Below are 17,414 nucleotides of genomic sequence, written 5' to 3' on the forward strand. Positions count from 1 at the left end.
CTCCTGATCACTCATCACTATAGACAGCTTTATCCTATATGGTTGATACCTAGACCGAACGTTTCGTGTTCAAGTCCTTTTACGGGAGCGCCGATCGTTCCGTAGAACGCGACTGCGATCCACTCTCCCTCATCAAAATGCTCATACGGTGTGCCTCTGACGACCGCAAACCTCAACCCTACTGTGCGCATCATGTTTCCTGCTCCGATTTGTCCGCGCATCACACCTTCTAAAGCTTCTAAAATGGCGTGATAAAGCGCATGGGTCTCACGGTAAAGTTCATCTGAGATGATGCTATTTCGTTTCGCAGCTGTTTCAACAGCTGAGATCACTTTCTCCATGTTCATCGAACCAGCTTTGCCCTGACAGTACTCAACATCTTTCAGTTGCGCTGAAAAAGGCTCTAATTCCTCTGGTGTCAAACTCGCCACCAGCATTGCTAGTTTTCCAATCTTAATTTGCGGCATATGCGTCACCTATCCAGTACTCCACTAATCACTAGTATCTTATTAAATTGTATGCGTTTTCAGAATCATATGTCAATAGAATTGAGGTAAGTTTTACCCTGTTATCATGCTAGATAACTAGCGTAGTAAAGGGATTTCTGGCCCTCTTTTTGCTTGCGGTAACGATTTCCAATAACTTGATAAAAATTGCAATTTGTCGAATAGTGTTGAAATTCGCGCGATTACTTGTATAATAAAAGTTGTGACAAAATTGTCAGAAATATTGAAATAAACTAAAAGAGGAGCGACTCACATGGAAAGTTTTTTATCGAGCATCATTGATTATTCAAACAACATCCTCTGGGGTTACGTACTGATCGCAGGGTTACTCGGGCTCGGCGTTTACTTCACGATCGCGTCCCGCTTTGTACAATTTCGTTTTTTTGGAGAAATGATTCGTGTACTTGGAGAAAAACCTGATTTTAAAGATGGAAAGAGAAATATTTCACCGTTTAAATCCTTCTGTGTCGGCGCTGCCACACGAATCGGTACCGGTAACCTCGCAGGTGTTGCCGTGGCGATTACGCTTGGTGGCCCAGGGGCAGTCTTCTGGATGTGGATCGTTGCCCTTCTCGGCGGTGCAACCGCATTCATCGAAAGCACGTTAGCTCAAGTTTATAAGGTGAAAGACTCAAAAGCCTTCCGCGGCGGACCTGCTTACTATATTGAAAAAGGACTTAAGAAAAGATGGTTAGGTGTTCTTTTCGCAGTCATCATCACGATCACGTTTGGACTCATTTTCAATTCTGTTCAAAGTAATACGATTGCGCTTGCGTTTGAAAATGCATTTGGTATGAACCGTCTAGCAATGGGATTAATCATTACGGCACTAACAGGACTCGTTATCTTTGGTGGCGTACATCGAATCGCAAATTTATCGAGTGTGATCGTCCCTGTTATGGCCGTGCTTTATATCGCGATCGCTATGGTCGTACTGTTTATTAACATTTCAGAACTGCCAGCTGTCATTTCTCTTATCGTAGGACATGCCTTTGGTCTCGAGCAGGCATTCGGTGGTGCAGTTGGTGCTGCGATCATGAACGGTGTGAAACGTGGATTATTCTCAAACGAAGCCGGAATGGGTAGTGCACCGAACGCGGCAGCGACGTCAACAACGTCACACCCGGCAAAACAAGGTCTTATCCAGTCATTAGGTGTTTTTGTCGATACGATTCTAGTATGTTCTTCAACAGCATTCATCATCTTGCTAGCACCCGTGTTTCAAGCGGGAGATGTATCTGGTATCGAATTGCTTCAGAATTCACTAAATGCGCATATCGGCGGTTGGGCTGGAATCTTCATTTCGGTTTCGATCCTACTATTCGCATTCAGTTCGATCATCGGGTCTTATTATTACGGTGAGACGAACATCGAATTCATTAAAGAAAGCAAGACCGCTCTATTCATTTTCCGTATCGCAACGATGGCATTCGTACTGATCGGATCTGTCTCAAGCTTAAGCCTCGTATGGAAGATGGCCGACCTCTTCATGGCACTTATGACGATCATCAACTTGATTGCAATCGCAATGCTAGGTAAAGTAGCTGCTAAAGTGTTAAAAGACTATGAGACACAGCGTAAAGCAGGTAAAAACCCAACATTTACGCCTAAAGAGCTCGGTATCGAAGGTGCTGAAGCTTGGGAGGATGAAGAAGATCAAGAGGAAAAGAAGAAAGCAGCGATGTAAAGAGAGAGCCTGGGTTCCCAGGCTCTTTTCGAATGAAAAGATTACTAGCTCTGCTGCAACTAAATTTCACTACCCTTTCCTTTTGAAAAATAGGTTTGTCTTAAGTATGATGGTAGTAGGAAAACCCGCAATAGTGGATGTATTGAATACTAGAACCTGAAGGAGTGGAAAACATGAACAACAGTCAATTCGATAAGATCAAAAACGGAAATGGATTTATCGCTGCGCTCGACCAGAGTGGCGGAAGTACCCCAAAGGCACTAGCAGCATATGGTGTTCCAGAAGATGCTTATTCTAACGAAGACGAAATGTTTGATCGTGTGCACCAAATGCGTACTAGAATCATTACCTCCCCAGCGTTTAATGGTGACAAAATCATTGGAGCAATCCTGTTTGAACAAACGATGGATCGTGAAATTGAAGGAAAGTACACCGCAGACTATCTTGCAGACAAAGGCATCGCTCCTTTCCTAAAAGTAGACAAAGGTCTCGCTGAACAAGAAAATGGCGTTCAGCTTATGAAGCCAATCCATGATTTAGACGAGACGCTTAGACGAGCAAATGAACGAAAGATTTTTGGTACGAAGATGCGCTCCGTTATTCATGAGCCAAATACGAGCGGTATTAAAGCTGTTGTCGACCAGCAGTTTGAAGTCGGTAAACAGATCATCAACGCGGACCTTGTTCCAATTATCGAACCAGAAGTGAACATTCACAGTAACGACAAGGAAAAATCCGAAGAAATTCTACGTGATGAAATTCTAAAGCACTTGAACAACTTATCTGAAAACGAAAACGTGATGCTCAAGCTGACGATTCCAACGAAAGCGAAGGCGTACAAAGAATTGATCGACCACCCTCGCGTCGTTCGTGTCGTTGCACTATCTGGCGGTTACTCTCGCGATGAAGCAAATGAGAAGCTAAAAGAAAACGACGGATTGATCGCAAGCTTTTCTAGAGCATTAGCTGGTGATCTAAACGCAAACCAAACTGATGATGAGTTTAACGCAGCACTACAAAACGCTGTCGACTCTATTTACGACGCTTCGGTCAATAAAAAATAAAACTCTCGAAAAGGTGCGTTCCCCCATGGGTAACGCACCTTTTTTCCTTTTAGTAAACGGTAAACTTGTGCCGCTCCAATAACTACAATGAAACCAACGAAAAGTACTCCTGCTCCTTTAATCTAAACACACAGGATGCTGAGAGAAAAGTAGGTTTCCTTATCAATACTGCTTAGTAAAAAGAAGGTAATGAACATGGTCAATAAATAAGTGAATGGGTTATAAAGCTGTTAGACTATGACTTAGGTCTACTAGATAGTGAAAATGACACTCCGCTCGTCACACCGATCGAAAGACCGATCACTAATCCGATCACCGTATCCTCTACTATTGGAATAAAAACAAAATACCCTATGCTCATTCCAATGATGATCCACATTAATAACAGCAGCGCCTCTTTCCTCCCCAATCTGATCGTCCTCCTTAAACTGTTTTTCCAACATACCATTCTTACTATGTAGGACGTTTCAGCATTCAAAAAGTTTCCAATTTTTACAGGAGAACATAAAAAAAGCACCCTATTCAAGTTGAATAGGTGCTTAATTGCTGCTCTAATTAGATTTTCTCGTATTCCTACTCCAGGCTAAATCGTTATCCATCATTTTTTTCGCTGCATAAATAAGAATGAACTGAATGACGATGATCGGTAGCCCCATCAATCCTGAGACAACGGAGAGTGGGGGTAATCCACCGATGCGCATGAGGATGAGTGCAAATGCGGTAATGATCATTGCGATAATGATCCGTAACATTTTCGGAGGTTCATACTTACTCATATCTCTCGTACTCGTATATGCTGCAACCGTGTAAGTTGTTGAATCGAGCGTTGTTGTTAAAAAGATAAGTGCAACAACCATAAAGATCATAATCGATACTTCTCCTAGCGGAAGCGTTTGGAGAATTTCTGGAATGGCAGCCATCCGTTCATCCTCTTGAACGAGTTTTAATATTGAAAGGTCTCCTTCAAGGTATCGCTGAACGCCAAGTCCACCCAATACACCTGTAGCAATCCAAGAAATCATTGTTGGTGCCAGGAGATACGTAAGAATCATTTCTTTGATCGTTCTTCCTCTCGAAATCTTTGCAGCGAACACACTATGTAACATCGCCCATGTTGCACTGTAAGCGAACCAGAACACCGTGTTGCTTTGGATGTGAGAAGCTTTGCCTTCGTAAACTGACTCAGTGTTTAGTGAAAGGTTAAGATAATTTGTTAATAAAAACGCGACGCTATCAGAAAAATAGTTTAATATGAAGACCCCGGGACCCGCGATCAAAACAAATACAGCAAATATTCCTGCGAGATACATGTTCATCGTGCTGAGGCGTTTGATTCCTTTTTCAATTCCTAAATAAGCGCTGAGTGAGAATAAGAACACCCATACGATCGTCACGAGAATCGTCATCCCGAACGTCACTTCCGTATTGAGTAAGTTCGATAGATTATGCGTGATGATTGGCGCTCCAAGACCCAAAGTCACAGATGCACCGGCAAGTATACTAATAAGGAAAAGGATATCGAGGGCTCTTCCTCCCCATCCATCTGTGAACTTATCTCCAAATAAAACGCGGCATGCTTCAGAAATCCTCATCAAAGGCCGCTTTTTTACATGTAGAATGTACCCCATTGCAGGAGCACTCATAACGAAAATAGCAAATACTTGGAACCCCCATAGAAACATGCTATATGCGTTCCCCCATAAAAGGGCTTCAGCTGATCCAGCACTCACTCCTGCTGGTGGATCGTTCGCGACTGATGTCCACTGAAGCATCCCGGTCCTCATAATCGTTGAACCAACGCCCATTGCGATTAAAATTGAAGCGTATTCAAAAAGCGTGAAGCGAGGTTTTTCTGTAGGGTCTCCTAGTACGACTTGGCCGTATTTTGAAAAAGCGAAGTACAATCCTGCTACGACTAGAATGATGCCGTACCATAGATACCCCCAGCTAAACACATCCACTATGGTATCAAAGATTGAATTAAGTAAGCTTAAAGACTCTGCTTCATACATAGCAAAAGGTATACTGATCGCAATCATGATCAGTACAGATGGAACAAAAATCTTGTAATCGATTAACTTCTCCGAACTCATGATATCCCTCTCTATCTCTATCCTATTTTCTCTCAACTTGTCATTACCCGGAAATGGAAATGAGATAACAGATTCAGAAAGGGTTTTTCATCCAATTCTTACTTAAAAAGGATATTAGTAGATTTAGGAACGCTCCCCCTTTTGATATGAAAAATGCATAATAAATTAAAAAGTCCGGTCTCATAAAGAGATCGGACCTTTGAATGGTTTATAAAAACAAATAAGCAAGTGGCGTTACAATGATAATCGTCAAAATCGTCCGCTCTACCCAGATCACGAGCAGTTTTGGAATACTCACTGGAATATTCGTTGACAGGATACAAGGAATGAGCGCTGAGAAAAACAGAATCGCAGAAACGGAGACCGTTCCGATCACGAACTTCGTAATCAATGGAGCATCCACTACGAGAAGTGCTGGCAAAAACATTTCTGCGATTTCCATCGCGGAAGCTTTAGCTGCGAGAAGCGGCTCAGGAACTTGCATGATCCACGTGAACGGATAGAAAATATACCCTAGAATGTCGAACACCGGGGTGAATTCAGCAAGCACAAGACCAAGCAAGCCTACAGACAAGATGGAAGGTAGAATAGCAGCCGTCATAATGAAGCCATCCTTCAAGTTCATCCATACGTTTTTTCCAAGTGATGGAGACTTTTCTGCTGCAGCCATCGCTTGACTCCATGCTGCCTTCACGCGGTTTTCTTTAATAACTTCTTCTGGACTTCCTTCCCCGTCATAGTACGCTTCACTCATTTTATTCAATGGCCAAATCCGAACCGTGATAGCGGTTACAAGAAACGTCGTAAAGAGCGTGAGCCAGAAATAGATGTTCCACACTTCCATCAGTCCGAGCGTTTTTGCGACAACGATCATAAATGTCGCAGATACGGTCGAGAACCCTGTTGCGATGATCGTCGCTTCCTTAATCGTGTACTTTCCTTCTTTAAACACACGGTTCGTAATCAGCAACCCGATCGAATAACTGCCTACGAACGATGCGACCGCATCGATCGCAGAACGACCAGGCGTTTTCCAAATCGGTCTCATGACAGGTTGAAGGATGACGCCGATAAACTCTAATAGACCATACCCAACGAGCAACGCAAGAAAAACCGACCCGATCGGAACGAGTAGTCCTACTGGAATCACGAGTTTCTCGAATAAAAACGGTCCCATCCCTGGGCTGAATAACCACGCCGGCCCGAATTCAAACATCAGCATGAGTGCAACGAGGACACCTAATACTTTAAAAAGGGATAGTCCTATGTTGACTGCGTCTTTATTCCACGTCTTATTGATAAACGGATAGATCGCTCCGATCACAATGACAAGGAGTGCGTAATAAGGAACAACTGAAGTGAACGTCGTCGTGATATACGTTACGATGTGATCGAGTGGGATCGATGACTTTCCTCCGATTGTAATCGGGACGAAAAAAGTAAAGATTCCGATCAAACTAAAGCCGAAAAATTTCAGCAGCTGAGAAAATGAGGGTCTAGCGGGCTGAACATGAACCTCTTGTTTCACTGTTTCCATGTCATTCCTCCAATTGATTGAATGTTCTGATAGTTATAGGTAGAGGGTTGCCCCTCTTATCTGCTGCAATAACCAGTCAAAAACGACAGCATTACATGAACCGCACTTTTTACCGCCATGTCACCAACGTCTTTCCTCGGATCGAGGCAAACGATATCCATCGCTTTTACCTTCGGATGCTCACCAGCGAGTTGTACCGCATCGAACAGTTCATTCGTAAACATTCCGCCAGGCGTCGCAGCAGGTGCCGCAGGATTGTGGGTGATATCGAGAACGTCCATATCGACTGTTAAATAGATCGTATCAACTGTTTTGTTCAGCTCAGCAAGTGCTTCCTGAACAACAGAGGTGATCCCCCTCTTTCGCGCCTGCTTCATCGTCGTGTAATGGACACCATGTTCATCCGCATAGTCCTTCAGCTCCCTCGCATTGAAAAAGCCGTGAAGTCCGATATTATGAACATGCTTTCCTTCGATCGTTCCACTTTCGAGCAAGTTTCGAATCGGCGTTCCGTTTGCTGGACCGATGTCTGTAAGGTCTCGTAAGTCAAAGTGCGTATCGAACTGCAAGATCCCGATCGTCTCATTCGGATTCGCTCTCTTTAACCCTTTTACAAGCATGGCTGTGATCGAATGATCCCCACCCATCGTGACTTGCATCGTATGAGGATGATGGCGTTTCATCGCCATCATCGCCTCCTCAATGTTTTGATGCGTTTGTGCAATATCTGTAATGTGTTGTTTCACATCACCTAAATCGACTGCTTTAAGTGAAGCGAGGTCAACGTCTTCATCAAGGTTATACGTACCGAATGACTTCCACATCCCGCGCATCGCATCTGGATTTTCACTCGCAGCAGAAGTGGAAATCGATGATTTGGAAAGTGGAATGCCAAGAATCGTAACATCGACATCCTCCCAGTTTGGCGGTGACTCCCCAATCGCTTCGATCCACTCATGCACCTTTAGGTCACTCGTCTTATCGGTTTGCTTCGACCAAATTCTACTGGGGCGATCTAACAATGGGTATGGATAACTCATACGAGCTGCCCTCCAACTACGCGTGGAACACCTGCTTTTACTACTGTATCGACGTGGTTCATTCCATACTGATACGAAAGGAAAAGATAGTTCGGTACGTTAAAAATCGTGACATCTGCTTTCTTTCCAGATTCAAGACTTCCTGTCTGATCCGCACAGCCAATCGCATGTGCGGCGTTAACAGTGGTAGCCGTTAATACTTCTTCAGGCGTCATCCCCATGTTTAAACAGCCAAGGTTCATGATGAACGGAAGGGAAATTGTTGGAGAAGACCCTGGATTCGCATCTGTTGAAAGTGCTACAGCTACTCCCGCATCGATCATCTTCCGTGCTTCCGCAAATTCAGCCATAAGGAAGAAAGCTGTTCCAGGAAGAAGTACTCCAACGACCCCTGTTTCCGCCATATCCTTAATACCTTGATCAGATGCACGAAGCAGGTGATCCGCAGAAATCGCACCAACAGATGCAGCGAGTTCTGCTCCAGCGTATGGCTCGATTTCATCAGCATGAATCTTAGGAATCAATCCATACTCTTTCCCCGCCTGTAAAATTCGTCTCGACTGCTCTGGTGTAAACACGCCGCGCTCACAGAACACATCGTTGAACGTTGCTAGGTTACGCTTTGCAACTTCTGGAATCATTTCATTAATCACGCGATCAACGAACACGTCAGGATTTTCTTTTTCATCCATCGGAATCGCATGAGCACCCATAAATGTCGACACAAGATCGACCGGATGATCTTTTCCAAGCTGATCCGCGACTTCTAGCTGCTTCATTTCATGCTCGAGCGTTAACCCATAGCCGCTCTTCGCTTCGACTGTCGTTACGCCATGAAGCAAAAATTGATCGAGGCGTTTTTTCGATTGTTCGTAAAGCTCCTCATGACTCGCTGCTTGAGTTGCGCGTGTTGTTGCATGGATGCCGCCGCCCGCTTCCATGATGTCCATGTAGGCTTTTCCTTCTAATCTCATCGCATATTCGTTCTCTCTCGTTCCTGCATGAACAAGGTGCGTATGAGGATCGATCAAACCAGGGGTAACGACCTTCCCTGTTGCATCGATGTGTTCATCGTTCTTCACAGACTTCCCGTACTTCTCGAGAAGAGCCTCCGTCGTCCCTACTTCTACAATCTTGCCGTCTTCCATATAAACGGCACCATTTTCAATGATGTCAAGCTTCGACATCGCTTCTTTAACAGCTGGTTTCTCTGTATGTCCAGCCATTGTGATAAGCTGTGCTGCATGTGTGATTAGTAATTTCATACGTCTCTCCCTCCTACTGCTTATTCATCATCGGAATGTTAATGTTTTTGTCTTTCGCAGTCTTTTCAGCAAGTTCATAACCTGCATCGACATGACGTGCGACACCCATACCAGGATCTGTTGTAAGCACACGCTCAAGACGTGCCTCCGCATCTTTCGTTCCATCCGCTACGATGACCATACCAGCATGTAAGGAATACCCCATTCCTACGCCGCCACCATGATGGACGCTCACCCAGCTTGCGCCTCCAACACTATTGATCATCGCGTTCAAGATCGGCCAATCTGCAACCGCATCACTGCCGTCTTTCATCGATTCTGTTTCACGGTTTGGTGAAGCGACTGATCCTGAATCCAGGTGATCACGACCGATTACGATTGGTGCGCTAAGCTCTCCGCTTGCAACCATATCGTTGATAATCTTTCCGAAACGAGCGCGCTCGCCGTAACCAAGCCAGCAAATACGAGATGGAAGCCCCTGGAAGCTGATTTTCTTTCTCGCCATCTTGATCCAATTGCAAAGGTGCTCATTGTCACTGAACTCTTTTAAAATCACTTCATCCGTTTTGTAAATATCTTCAGGGTCACCGGATAGTGCTACCCAGCGGAAAGGCCCCTTTCCTTCACAGAACTGAGGTCGAATATACGCTGGAACAAACCCAGGAAAATCAAACGCGTTCTCGATTCCTTCGTCCTTTGCAACCTGGCGAATGTTATTTCCGTAATCAAACGTCACGGCACCTTTCTTCTGCATATCGAGCATTGCCTGAACGTGTGTCGCAATGCTTTTCTTTGAAAGCGTTGTATACTGTTCGGCATTACTCTTTCGAAGCTCATCAGCTTCTTTCAAACTCATGGAAACAGGAACATACCCATTCAATGGATCATGTGAAGACGTTTGGTCTGTCAAGACATCTGGAATAAATCCTCGCTTGATCATCTCTGGCAGCAACTCTGCTGCATTCCCTAGTAGACCGATCGATAACGCCTCACCTTTCTGCTTCGCATCTTCTGCAAGCTTGATCGTCTCATCAAGACTTTCTGTAGATGTATCGAGGTACTTCGTATCAAGTCGACGCTGAATGCGATGCTGATCGATTTCGATCGCGATACAAACACCACCGTTTAACGTGACAGCGAGTGGCTGAGCTCCACCCATACCCCCAAGGCCAGCAGTTAACGTAATCGTTCCTTTTAAGCTACCGTCATAATGCTGCTTCGCAAGCTCACCAAACGTTTCATAGGTTCCTTGCACGATTCCCTGACTTCCGATATAAATCCAGCTTCCTGCTGTCATTTGACCATACATCATGAGTCCTTTTCGATCGAGCTCCTGGAAATGCTCCCAGTTTGCCCACGCAGGCACGAGGTTCGAGTTCGCAATCAATACTTTCGGCGCGTCTTTGTGCGATTTAAAAACGGCCACAGGCTTTCCGGATTGAATCAGTAACGTTTCATCTTCTTCAAGTTTCTTAAGTGAATCGACGATCGCTTCGTAACATTCCCAGTTACGTGCCGCTTTTCCAATCCCACCGTACACAACGAGCTCATCAGGATTTTCCGCCACATCTGGATGGAGGTTATTGTTCAGCATCCTTAGCGCAGCTTCCTGAATCCATCCTTTCGTATTCAACGTCGTTCCTCTATATTGTTCAACTTTACCTGTTTTCGTTTCTGACATCATCTTCACTCCTCTAACCTTCTTTGATACTTTTATGCTAGCATTCAAAAAGTTCAGAAAATAGATGATGCTCTTTTGAATAATAGAAATCACTTCACATTGTGATAATTCAATTATGTAAAATACCGTCACTTAATAGCATTTATTTTAGTTTTTATAAAAATATTAGTTAAAAACCAAAAAAGACTGCGCAAAGTGCGCAGCCTTAATGACGCTTTCGATACTCACCAGGCGTTTCACCTGATTCTTCTTTAAATACTCTGCTAAAGTAATTCGCGTTCGTAAATCCTGTTTCGTGTGCGATCGCTTGGATCGTTTCTTTTGTTCCCGTTAGCATCTCTTTTGCTTTTTGAATCCGAATGCCGTTCACGATTTCTCGAAACGCCTGACCGTATTTTGTAGATAACGTATGACTCAAATACGAAGGATTGCGATTCACGTGTGAAGCAACTTCTTTTAGGGAGAGCGCGGGGTCATAAAAGTGCTCTTCTATATACGCGATCGCTTCTTCAACAACATTCATCTTCGCGTGCTTCCCTTCATCTATGGCTTGAAGCAGATCATTAATGAAGAGAATGAAATCTTGAACGATTCTGTAAAGCACGGGACTGTATAGAATCGTGTCGAAAACCTTTTTATACGCTTCTTCTTTTTCCTTGATCCCTTTTCGGATCATAAAACGACGAACTTGTGCGAGAACACTCGTTAATCTCGTTCTGAGTAAACCAGGGTCTGGGTAGGGACGTTCAATATGATAAAACTGTTCATACAGCCACTTTTTAATGTCGCTCGAACGCCCTTCATCCAGCATATACACCCAATCCCGCTGCTCAACTAGCGTTAAAAATGGATCCATATCGCGCCACTCAGTGTGAGCACTTGAAGTCAGCACCTGCTGATAGCCTGTAAAAAAAGTGGTCTCCATCACTTTGCGGAGCTTCTTGTACATACCATGAAGGGACTCTTCGCCATCACCGCGGTCGACCGCAATCACGAGCGGCTTTCCTGTCGCCCGCTCCCATTCCTCAAGGAAACGCTGTGCCTGTGCGATCGCATCTGGCAGTTGCTCCTCAAAAATTAGCACAACGCGATCACTTGTAGAAAAGACGAGAGGCTCATGATAAAAGTCAAACTGGTCGATGAACGAGCGTAAATCGCTTAAGTCCCTTGACGACTCCGTTTTCAGCAAATAGACAGGATGATGATAAGGGATATGCTCGTCGATGAAGAGAGATTCATACCATACCGACTGCTTCGAATCCTCTTCTTTCCCCGTTCTATGCGATAGCTTTCTAAACGCTAGTTGAAGCGAATTCTTCACCCTCGATGGTGATAACGGCTTGACCCAGAGGTCGATCGCGCCTATCTCGATCGCTTGCGTTGCCTTTTCAAACGTCGGTTCTGCTGTAACCGCAACAACTTCTCCCACATACCGATCGATGAACTTTTTCACCATCGACCACTTCTCGTCAGGTATCAGATCGAGCTCTAGACAGAGTATATGCGGTAAATTGTTCTCGAGCGTTCCGAACATATCCGAAAGTTGATCAACAAGCATCACATCAGATATCGGAAACGAATATTTGGAAATCAACCACTCGAGTCCAGCAAGCTCCTGTTTATCACGATCGACGATCACCACTTTGTACAAACCGTTCACCTCCGTTTCACACCTTCTACTTTTATCTTACTATAATGGGCGCACTTATGCGCTGAGCCGTTCTTGGCTCGTTACCTTTTCTAAGCCTCCATAATGCTTTGTGAATGGGAAGACCACGCTGACGATGACAAGTAAAACGCCACCAGCGACGACGGTCGGAATACCTCCCCAAAAAGATCCAACCCATCCTCCGATCAGTAGCCCTCCAAGGAAACTTGCATGTAAAACCGCACTGATGATGCCACTCACCCTCCCAAGAATCGTTTCATCGACTGATTGGATGAACATGCTATTTAATGGCACGTTGATAAACGGGTTCGAAAGCCCAAGCATGCTCATCCAGATAAAGATCGGAATGATTGGATAAGCTTCTTGCAACCAGTTTACAGTCAGGATCAGCACACACAGTGCACCAGATAACCCAATCGTTACTAAGATCAGCTAGTTCGATTTCACTTTTTTCATGACGTATGGAATGAACAACGCACCTAACACCCCGAATACGCCTTCCGTCGATTCCAACAATCCAAATTGAAACTCTTTTATTTCAAATACATTCAAGATGATGTGATACATGTTGGCTCCGACGACACTCATCACAAAAGCTGACACGATCAATAACCATGTGTACCCTTTTAAGAACGCATCCTCCTTCATCGAACCTAATCCCTCTTTCAATGAAGTGAGGTAATCCTTTTCTGAACCTGATTCCTCTGACTTCTCCCGCTTCACCACAATCAAGCCGATAAGAAAAGCTGAAATGAGAAAAGTCGACGCATCCAGGATGAAGATTAACGACACATCGTTTACTAGAAGAAGCGCTCCTCCAATAGACGGGGCAATGATGTTCATCGTCATAAATGTGGACTGTGATAACCCAACCGCCTCAGGCATTTTCTTCTTCTCAATAATTTGAGGAATGGTCGCTGTCTTCGCCGGCTCGAAGAATACAGTCCCAATTCCTTGTAAAAATATTAAAACCAAAAGTCCTGCCAAAGAATCATGTGCAGGGATCATGAGAAGCAGAATGATGAGTCGATAAAGGTCAGCGAGCACCATAATTGCCTTTTTCGAATAGCGATCGATAATTGGTCCAACAAAAACACCAAATAACAAACTCGGTATGTATCTCGCCATCAACATAAAACTGAAAACGAGCGGATTATCCGAGAGCTTTGAAACAAGAAAGATCACGACGATATGCGTGATGCCATCTCCGAGTTCTGATACAACTTGCGCCACCCACAGTTTCAAAAATGCGGGGTTTTTCAGTAAACCGATCATGAAAAGAACGCCTCCCATTAAAATAAATTTTAACGATATAAATAATTTAATTGTTGAGAGAATTCTTGTAAAGAGCCCTAGATTAGTTCATTAGCGAGAAACCCTTTCAAACCAAGGTCTTACCTCGTTAAAATTTTTTTGAACGGTAAAGGGATTTTTGCTAATATGATTGGTGAGGTGATCAACATGATCAATAGTGTGGAAGTGGCCAAAGCTCTCTTCGACCCCAAGTTAAATCGCTTGATTAAAAGCGTGGAGAGTACGCCCAAAACCGTAAAAGAACTTGCTGAAGAACAAAACGAAAAACCATCAAGACTCTATTATCCGATACAGAAATTAGTGAAATTAGAATTATTGCAAGTCGAGCGCGAAGAGACGATTGGAAACTTAATCGAGAAGTACTACACGTCAAAACACTTGATCGGAGAAAACATGAGCATGGAAGGAGCCTTCGCGCAAGAAAACAAAGAGTTCCTCCTCGCTCAAGTCATGGCTTCCATCCAACAAGGAGTAGAAGTGTTACGGGATGATCTAGAAGCCGACCCAACGCCGAATCACTCAAGCGCAACGTTCCGACAAGTGACCGCTTCTTTGACTCTTGAGGAGTGGAACGAATTAAACAACGACATCATCAAACTGATTGAAAATCGGAAAAGTACATCCAAAGACGCCAAGACATATACGTTTGACCTTCTATCTTATGACGCTGATAAAAAGTAGCACGATCTCAGTCTAAAGTATTACGGATGTCTCATTAGGAATGACGATGGCATGCCCTCCTTTCTACGATACGATGTAAAAAAAGGAGGCATTTCGATGATAAAAGGATTATACGAAGCTCATCTTCCTGTCAGTGATATCGAAGAATCGATCGCTTTTTATGAAAAGCTTGGGTTGAAAGTTGCACACAGAGGAGAACGCGTGTCTTTTCTGTGGATCGTAAAAGGTGAAAGCTGGCTTGGACTGTGGGATTCAGAACAAGTGAACACTCCATATCACCCATCGATCCGTCACATTGCATTTCACGTCGATCCGGAAGAGATCTTCTCAGCAAAATCCTGGCTTGAAAGTAAAAACATACGCGTCCGAGAAGCATTCGGCTTCTCACCTGAAGAACAGCCCCTCGTTCTTCCGAATAACCCGCAAGCCCACGCAGCGATCTATTTCAATGACCCTGATGGGAATTCGATCGAGCTCATCTCTCCGTTGAGGATCGATGTGAATGAAGGATTTGAGATGGTGTCGTTGAGCGATTGGGTGAAGAGGTAAGTTTTACTTGTTCTTGGGAGTGTGGCTTGCATTTCGCGGATATAATTGAAGTTTCGCGGATATCCACAAGGGTTTCGCGGATAAAATAGGAAAATCGCGGATATATTCTGTTTTTCGCGGATATCCGTGGGGATTTCGCGGATTTAGGGTGTACTCGCTATAGGGAAAGGCAGTGCTCTCTTTGCTAGCAGACCCTGTTCGCTGATAAATACTGAATTTCGCCGATAAATCCTCTCTTTTCGCTGATAAAATTGAATTCTCGCCGATATATTCAGATTTCCGCTGATATCGAGCACAAATCCAACAAAAGAAAGGTGCTGTCCCACTCCGGACAGCACCTTTTCTACTCAATTCATTAATTTCTCTAGCACCTTCTCCGACATCTCAACACTTTTCTTCGTCCAAGGCGGAATTTCTGTGGAATCTTGCACCTCATCAAAGGCCATCCACGTAATCTCTGCTATTTCATCTTCACTTTTTATGTACGGACTTGATTTCCGCTGATATCGAGCACAAATCCAACAAAAGAAAGGTGCTGTCCCACTCCGGACAGCACCTTTTCTACTCAATTCATTAATTTCTCTAGCACCTTCTCCGACATCTCAACACTTTTCTTCGTCCAAGGCGGAATTTCTGTGGAATCTTGCACCTCATCAAAGGCCATCCACGTAATCTCTGCTATTTCATCTTCACTTTTTATGTACGGACTTCCCTCAAAGCTCCTGCTTAGAAACACAACATCGAGCACCTGAACCTCACCCGCTCTGAACGTAGTGCTATGCACATACTCTAGATCACTACCAAGCTCAATTCCGATTTCTTCAAACACTTCTCTCTTAATCGTCTCCTCTAACACACTTAGCGAGCTTTCGTCGAAATCAACCTTTCCTCCGACTAAGGAATAGAGACCACCAGCGTGTTCTTCCTTTTCACTTCTTTTGATAATTAGATACTTTCCTTCATGATAGACTGCTGCTTCGACGTTTACGATAAAAAAGTTAGACATAATCTCATCCTTCCCCCCTACTAAACTAGCATTCTACTCCAATCATATACTTAACCGTTGTACATTCTCATCCTTGATCGCTACCCTCTTCTCCTCTATCCTTTTATCCACCTTCAAAAACAACAGCATCCCTACCCCGCCGAAAAGAACGTACTTCAACCCCATCATCCAAGGAGGCACAAACCCACCGATTATGATATCGACCGCTGCGACCAGCATCGCGATGTAGAATACCATTTGATGAATAGCGAGATAAGAACTCCTCGCATGATCTGGCGCTAAGTCTCCTAACATCGCCTGGCGAACAGGGATGTACATGAGCTCGCCAATTGTGACGACCACCATGACAGCGATCAACACCCACGGCAGTTGAAACATCGTGAAGAGCGCATAGCCGATCGAATAAATCGAGAGGCCGACCAGAAGCACCGTCCTGTTGCTCCATCTCTTTACAAGCCACGTAATCAACCCAGCCGCAAACACAACTAGAAACGTATTTTCTGAGCGTAAGATCCCAAGCATCAAGACGCCGTCTACATCGACATTCCACTCTCTGAAGGAAATAAGAGATTGAGAGGTTATTTCATCTGCAAAATGAATCGCAAGGAAATTTGTCAGCTGTTCTTCTAATGAAAGAACGAGAATGCCAGCGATAAAAAACATCATGAATACACGATCACGGAAGACGATTTTATAGTTGTTTAAGATCGAACCTTTATCTGTTGTTTCTGCTTTAGATGAGTCGACGATGTAGGATTCTGTGATGAAGAGCTGTGTGATTAGAGCTGAGAGGAATGAAACGAGCGCAATCACAAGAAACAGGTGAAATAAATAGTCATAGAAGAAGATCGCACCGATTATACCAGCGATACCTGAGGACATGTTTCCGATCCAATAGAGGAGGGTGAATACATAGCGGCGATTATCTGAATTCGTGACATCGAGTACCATCGCTTGTGATACAGGTCCGAGAATTCCGCCGAAGAACATCGAAAAAATGAACACAGCATACGTCAAATAGGGTGCATCAAGCCATGGAGAGTTTAGAAATGCGATGATAAAAAACGCGATACCCGTTCCAAGTTCAGAACCGACCATCAGTCGTTTTCGACCGATGCGATCGGAGAAGTATCCCCCGATCATCCCACCTGCTACACCGATGAAAACAAGACTTACAAGCATAAATCCTGTCACAGTTTGACCTACTTTTTGCGCAAAGTATACGGTCAAGAACGGCATGACCATCATCGTCGCAAACGTCGTGAAAAACTGGGTGACGATTCGAATTTTGATATTGTAATGAAGATTCTTAAATGACAATT

Annotated in this window: 16 protein-coding genes; 4 read left to right on the forward strand and 12 right to left on the reverse strand. The window is 44.2% G+C overall.

The window, feature by feature from the left end:
• Window positions 1–29 precede the first annotated feature (29 nt).
• On the reverse strand, window positions 30–467 hold the full coding sequence (gene hutP, locus ACXAEY_RS17175) for a hut operon transcriptional regulator HutP (protein ID WP_270180824.1): 438 nt from the start codon (window positions 465–467) through the stop codon (window positions 30–32).
• 292 nt (window positions 468–759) lie between these two features.
• Here hutP and ACXAEY_RS17180 point away from each other — a divergent pair, with 292 nt between their 5' ends.
• Both ACXAEY_RS17180 and ACXAEY_RS17185 read left to right on the forward strand, forming a co-directional pair.
• Window positions 760–2,193 (forward strand): alanine/glycine:cation symporter family protein, encoded by a 1,434-nt coding sequence (locus ACXAEY_RS17180; RefSeq protein WP_270180823.1) that lies wholly within the window; start codon window positions 760–762, stop codon window positions 2,191–2,193.
• Between the two features lie 173 nt (window positions 2,194–2,366).
• Complete coding sequence (locus ACXAEY_RS17185) at window positions 2,367–3,257, forward strand: fructose bisphosphate aldolase (RefSeq protein ID WP_474813702.1); 891 nt, start codon at window positions 2,367–2,369, stop codon at window positions 3,255–3,257.
• Between the two features lie 235 nt (window positions 3,258–3,492).
• On the opposite strand, the gene ACXAEY_RS17190 is transcribed toward ACXAEY_RS17185, so the two are convergent.
• From ACXAEY_RS17190 to ACXAEY_RS17230, 9 genes are all read right to left on the reverse strand, one after another.
• The gene (locus ACXAEY_RS17190) at window positions 3,493–3,666 is read right to left on the reverse strand and encodes a hypothetical protein (RefSeq protein ID WP_474813704.1); all 174 of its coding nucleotides are present in this window, start codon (window positions 3,664–3,666) and stop codon (window positions 3,493–3,495) included.
• A 142-nt stretch (window positions 3,667–3,808) separates the two neighbouring features.
• A complete protein-coding gene (locus tag ACXAEY_RS17195; RefSeq protein WP_474813706.1) occupies window positions 3,809–5,350 on the reverse strand; it encodes a BCCT family transporter in 1,542 nt (513 codons plus the stop codon).
• A 208-nt stretch (window positions 5,351–5,558) separates the two neighbouring features.
• Window positions 5,559–6,887, reverse strand: coding sequence for a YjiH family protein (locus ACXAEY_RS17200; protein WP_474813708.1), 1,329 nt, complete (start codon window positions 6,885–6,887; stop codon window positions 5,559–5,561).
• A 56-nt stretch (window positions 6,888–6,943) separates the two neighbouring features.
• Window positions 6,944–7,927, reverse strand: coding sequence for an agmatinase family protein (locus tag ACXAEY_RS17205; RefSeq protein ID WP_474813709.1), 984 nt, complete (start codon window positions 7,925–7,927; stop codon window positions 6,944–6,946).
• Complete coding sequence (gene hutI / locus ACXAEY_RS17210) at window positions 7,924–9,192, reverse strand: imidazolonepropionase (RefSeq protein ID WP_474813711.1); 1,269 nt, start codon at window positions 9,190–9,192, stop codon at window positions 7,924–7,926. Before hutI ends, ACXAEY_RS17205 begins: the two co-directional genes overlap by 4 nt.
• A gap of 13 nt (window positions 9,193–9,205) precedes the next feature.
• A complete protein-coding gene (hutU, locus tag ACXAEY_RS17215) occupies window positions 9,206–10,876 on the reverse strand; it encodes a urocanate hydratase (RefSeq protein WP_474814873.1) in 1,671 nt (556 codons plus the stop codon).
• A gap of 202 nt (window positions 10,877–11,078) precedes the next feature.
• A complete protein-coding gene (locus ACXAEY_RS17220; protein WP_474814874.1) occupies window positions 11,079–12,515 on the reverse strand; it encodes a helix-turn-helix domain-containing protein in 1,437 nt (478 codons plus the stop codon).
• A 63-nt stretch (window positions 12,516–12,578) separates the two neighbouring features.
• The gene (locus ACXAEY_RS17225; RefSeq protein WP_474813713.1) at window positions 12,579–12,935 is read right to left on the reverse strand and encodes a hypothetical protein; all 357 of its coding nucleotides are present in this window, start codon (window positions 12,933–12,935) and stop codon (window positions 12,579–12,581) included.
• Window positions 12,936–12,974: 39 nt separating this feature from the next.
• Entirely contained in the window at window positions 12,975–13,817 is an 843-nt protein-coding gene (locus ACXAEY_RS17230) for an MFS transporter (RefSeq protein ID WP_474813716.1), read from the reverse strand.
• A gap of 186 nt (window positions 13,818–14,003) precedes the next feature.
• On the opposite strand from ACXAEY_RS17230, the gene ACXAEY_RS17235 reads away from it, so the two are divergent.
• A complete protein-coding gene (locus ACXAEY_RS17235) occupies window positions 14,004–14,537 on the forward strand; it encodes an ArsR family transcriptional regulator (protein WP_474813718.1) in 534 nt (177 codons plus the stop codon).
• A gap of 96 nt (window positions 14,538–14,633) precedes the next feature.
• Entirely contained in the window at window positions 14,634–15,086 is a 453-nt protein-coding gene (locus tag ACXAEY_RS17240) for a VOC family protein (protein ID WP_474813720.1), read from the forward strand.
• Between the two features lie 565 nt (window positions 15,087–15,651).
• Here ACXAEY_RS17240 and ACXAEY_RS17245 read toward each other — a convergent pair.
• On the reverse strand, window positions 15,652–16,092 hold the full coding sequence (locus ACXAEY_RS17245; protein WP_474813722.1) for an NUDIX hydrolase: 441 nt from the start codon (window positions 16,090–16,092) through the stop codon (window positions 15,652–15,654).
• A 42-nt stretch (window positions 16,093–16,134) separates the two neighbouring features.
• On the reverse strand, window positions 16,135–17,412 hold the full coding sequence (locus ACXAEY_RS17250; protein WP_474813724.1) for an MFS transporter: 1,278 nt from the start codon (window positions 17,410–17,412) through the stop codon (window positions 16,135–16,137).
• Window positions 17,413–17,414: the final 2 nt, after the last annotated feature.

The organism is Anaerobacillus sp. ABA4_114, from assembly GCF_056159065.1.

Excerpts from the sequence above, each read along its gene's own strand:
- hutI (WP_474813711.1), bottom strand. The coding sequence starts at position 9,192 with ATGAAATTACTAATCACACATGCAGCACAGCTTATCACAATGGCTGGA.
- ACXAEY_RS17185 (WP_474813702.1), top strand. The coding sequence starts at position 2,367 with ATGAACAACAGTCAATTCGATAAGATCAAAAACGGAAATGGATTTATC.
- ACXAEY_RS17245 (WP_474813722.1), bottom strand. The coding sequence starts at position 16,092 with ATGTCTAACTTTTTTATCGTAAACGTCGAAGCAGCAGTCTATCATGAA.
- ACXAEY_RS17230 (WP_474813716.1), bottom strand. The coding sequence starts at position 13,817 with ATGATCGGTTTACTGAAAAACCCCGCATTTTTGAAACTGTGGGTGGCG.
- ACXAEY_RS17205 (WP_474813709.1), bottom strand. The coding sequence starts at position 7,927 with ATGAGTTATCCATACCCATTGTTAGATCGCCCCAGTAGAATTTGGTCG.
- ACXAEY_RS17195 (WP_474813706.1), bottom strand. The coding sequence starts at position 5,350 with ATGAGTTCGGAGAAGTTAATCGATTACAAGATTTTTGTTCCATCTGTA.
- ACXAEY_RS17180 (WP_270180823.1), top strand. The coding sequence starts at position 760 with ATGGAAAGTTTTTTATCGAGCATCATTGATTATTCAAACAACATCCTC.
- hutP (WP_270180824.1), bottom strand. The coding sequence starts at position 467 with ATGCCGCAAATTAAGATTGGAAAACTAGCAATGCTGGTGGCGAGTTTG.
- hutU (WP_474814873.1), bottom strand. The coding sequence starts at position 10,876 with ATGATGTCAGAAACGAAAACAGGTAAAGTTGAACAATATAGAGGAACG.
- ACXAEY_RS17235 (WP_474813718.1), top strand. The coding sequence starts at position 14,004 with ATGATCAATAGTGTGGAAGTGGCCAAAGCTCTCTTCGACCCCAAGTTA.
- ACXAEY_RS17200 (WP_474813708.1), bottom strand. The coding sequence starts at position 6,887 with ATGGAAACAGTGAAACAAGAGGTTCATGTTCAGCCCGCTAGACCCTCA.
- ACXAEY_RS17240 (WP_474813720.1), top strand. The coding sequence starts at position 14,634 with ATGATAAAAGGATTATACGAAGCTCATCTTCCTGTCAGTGATATCGAA.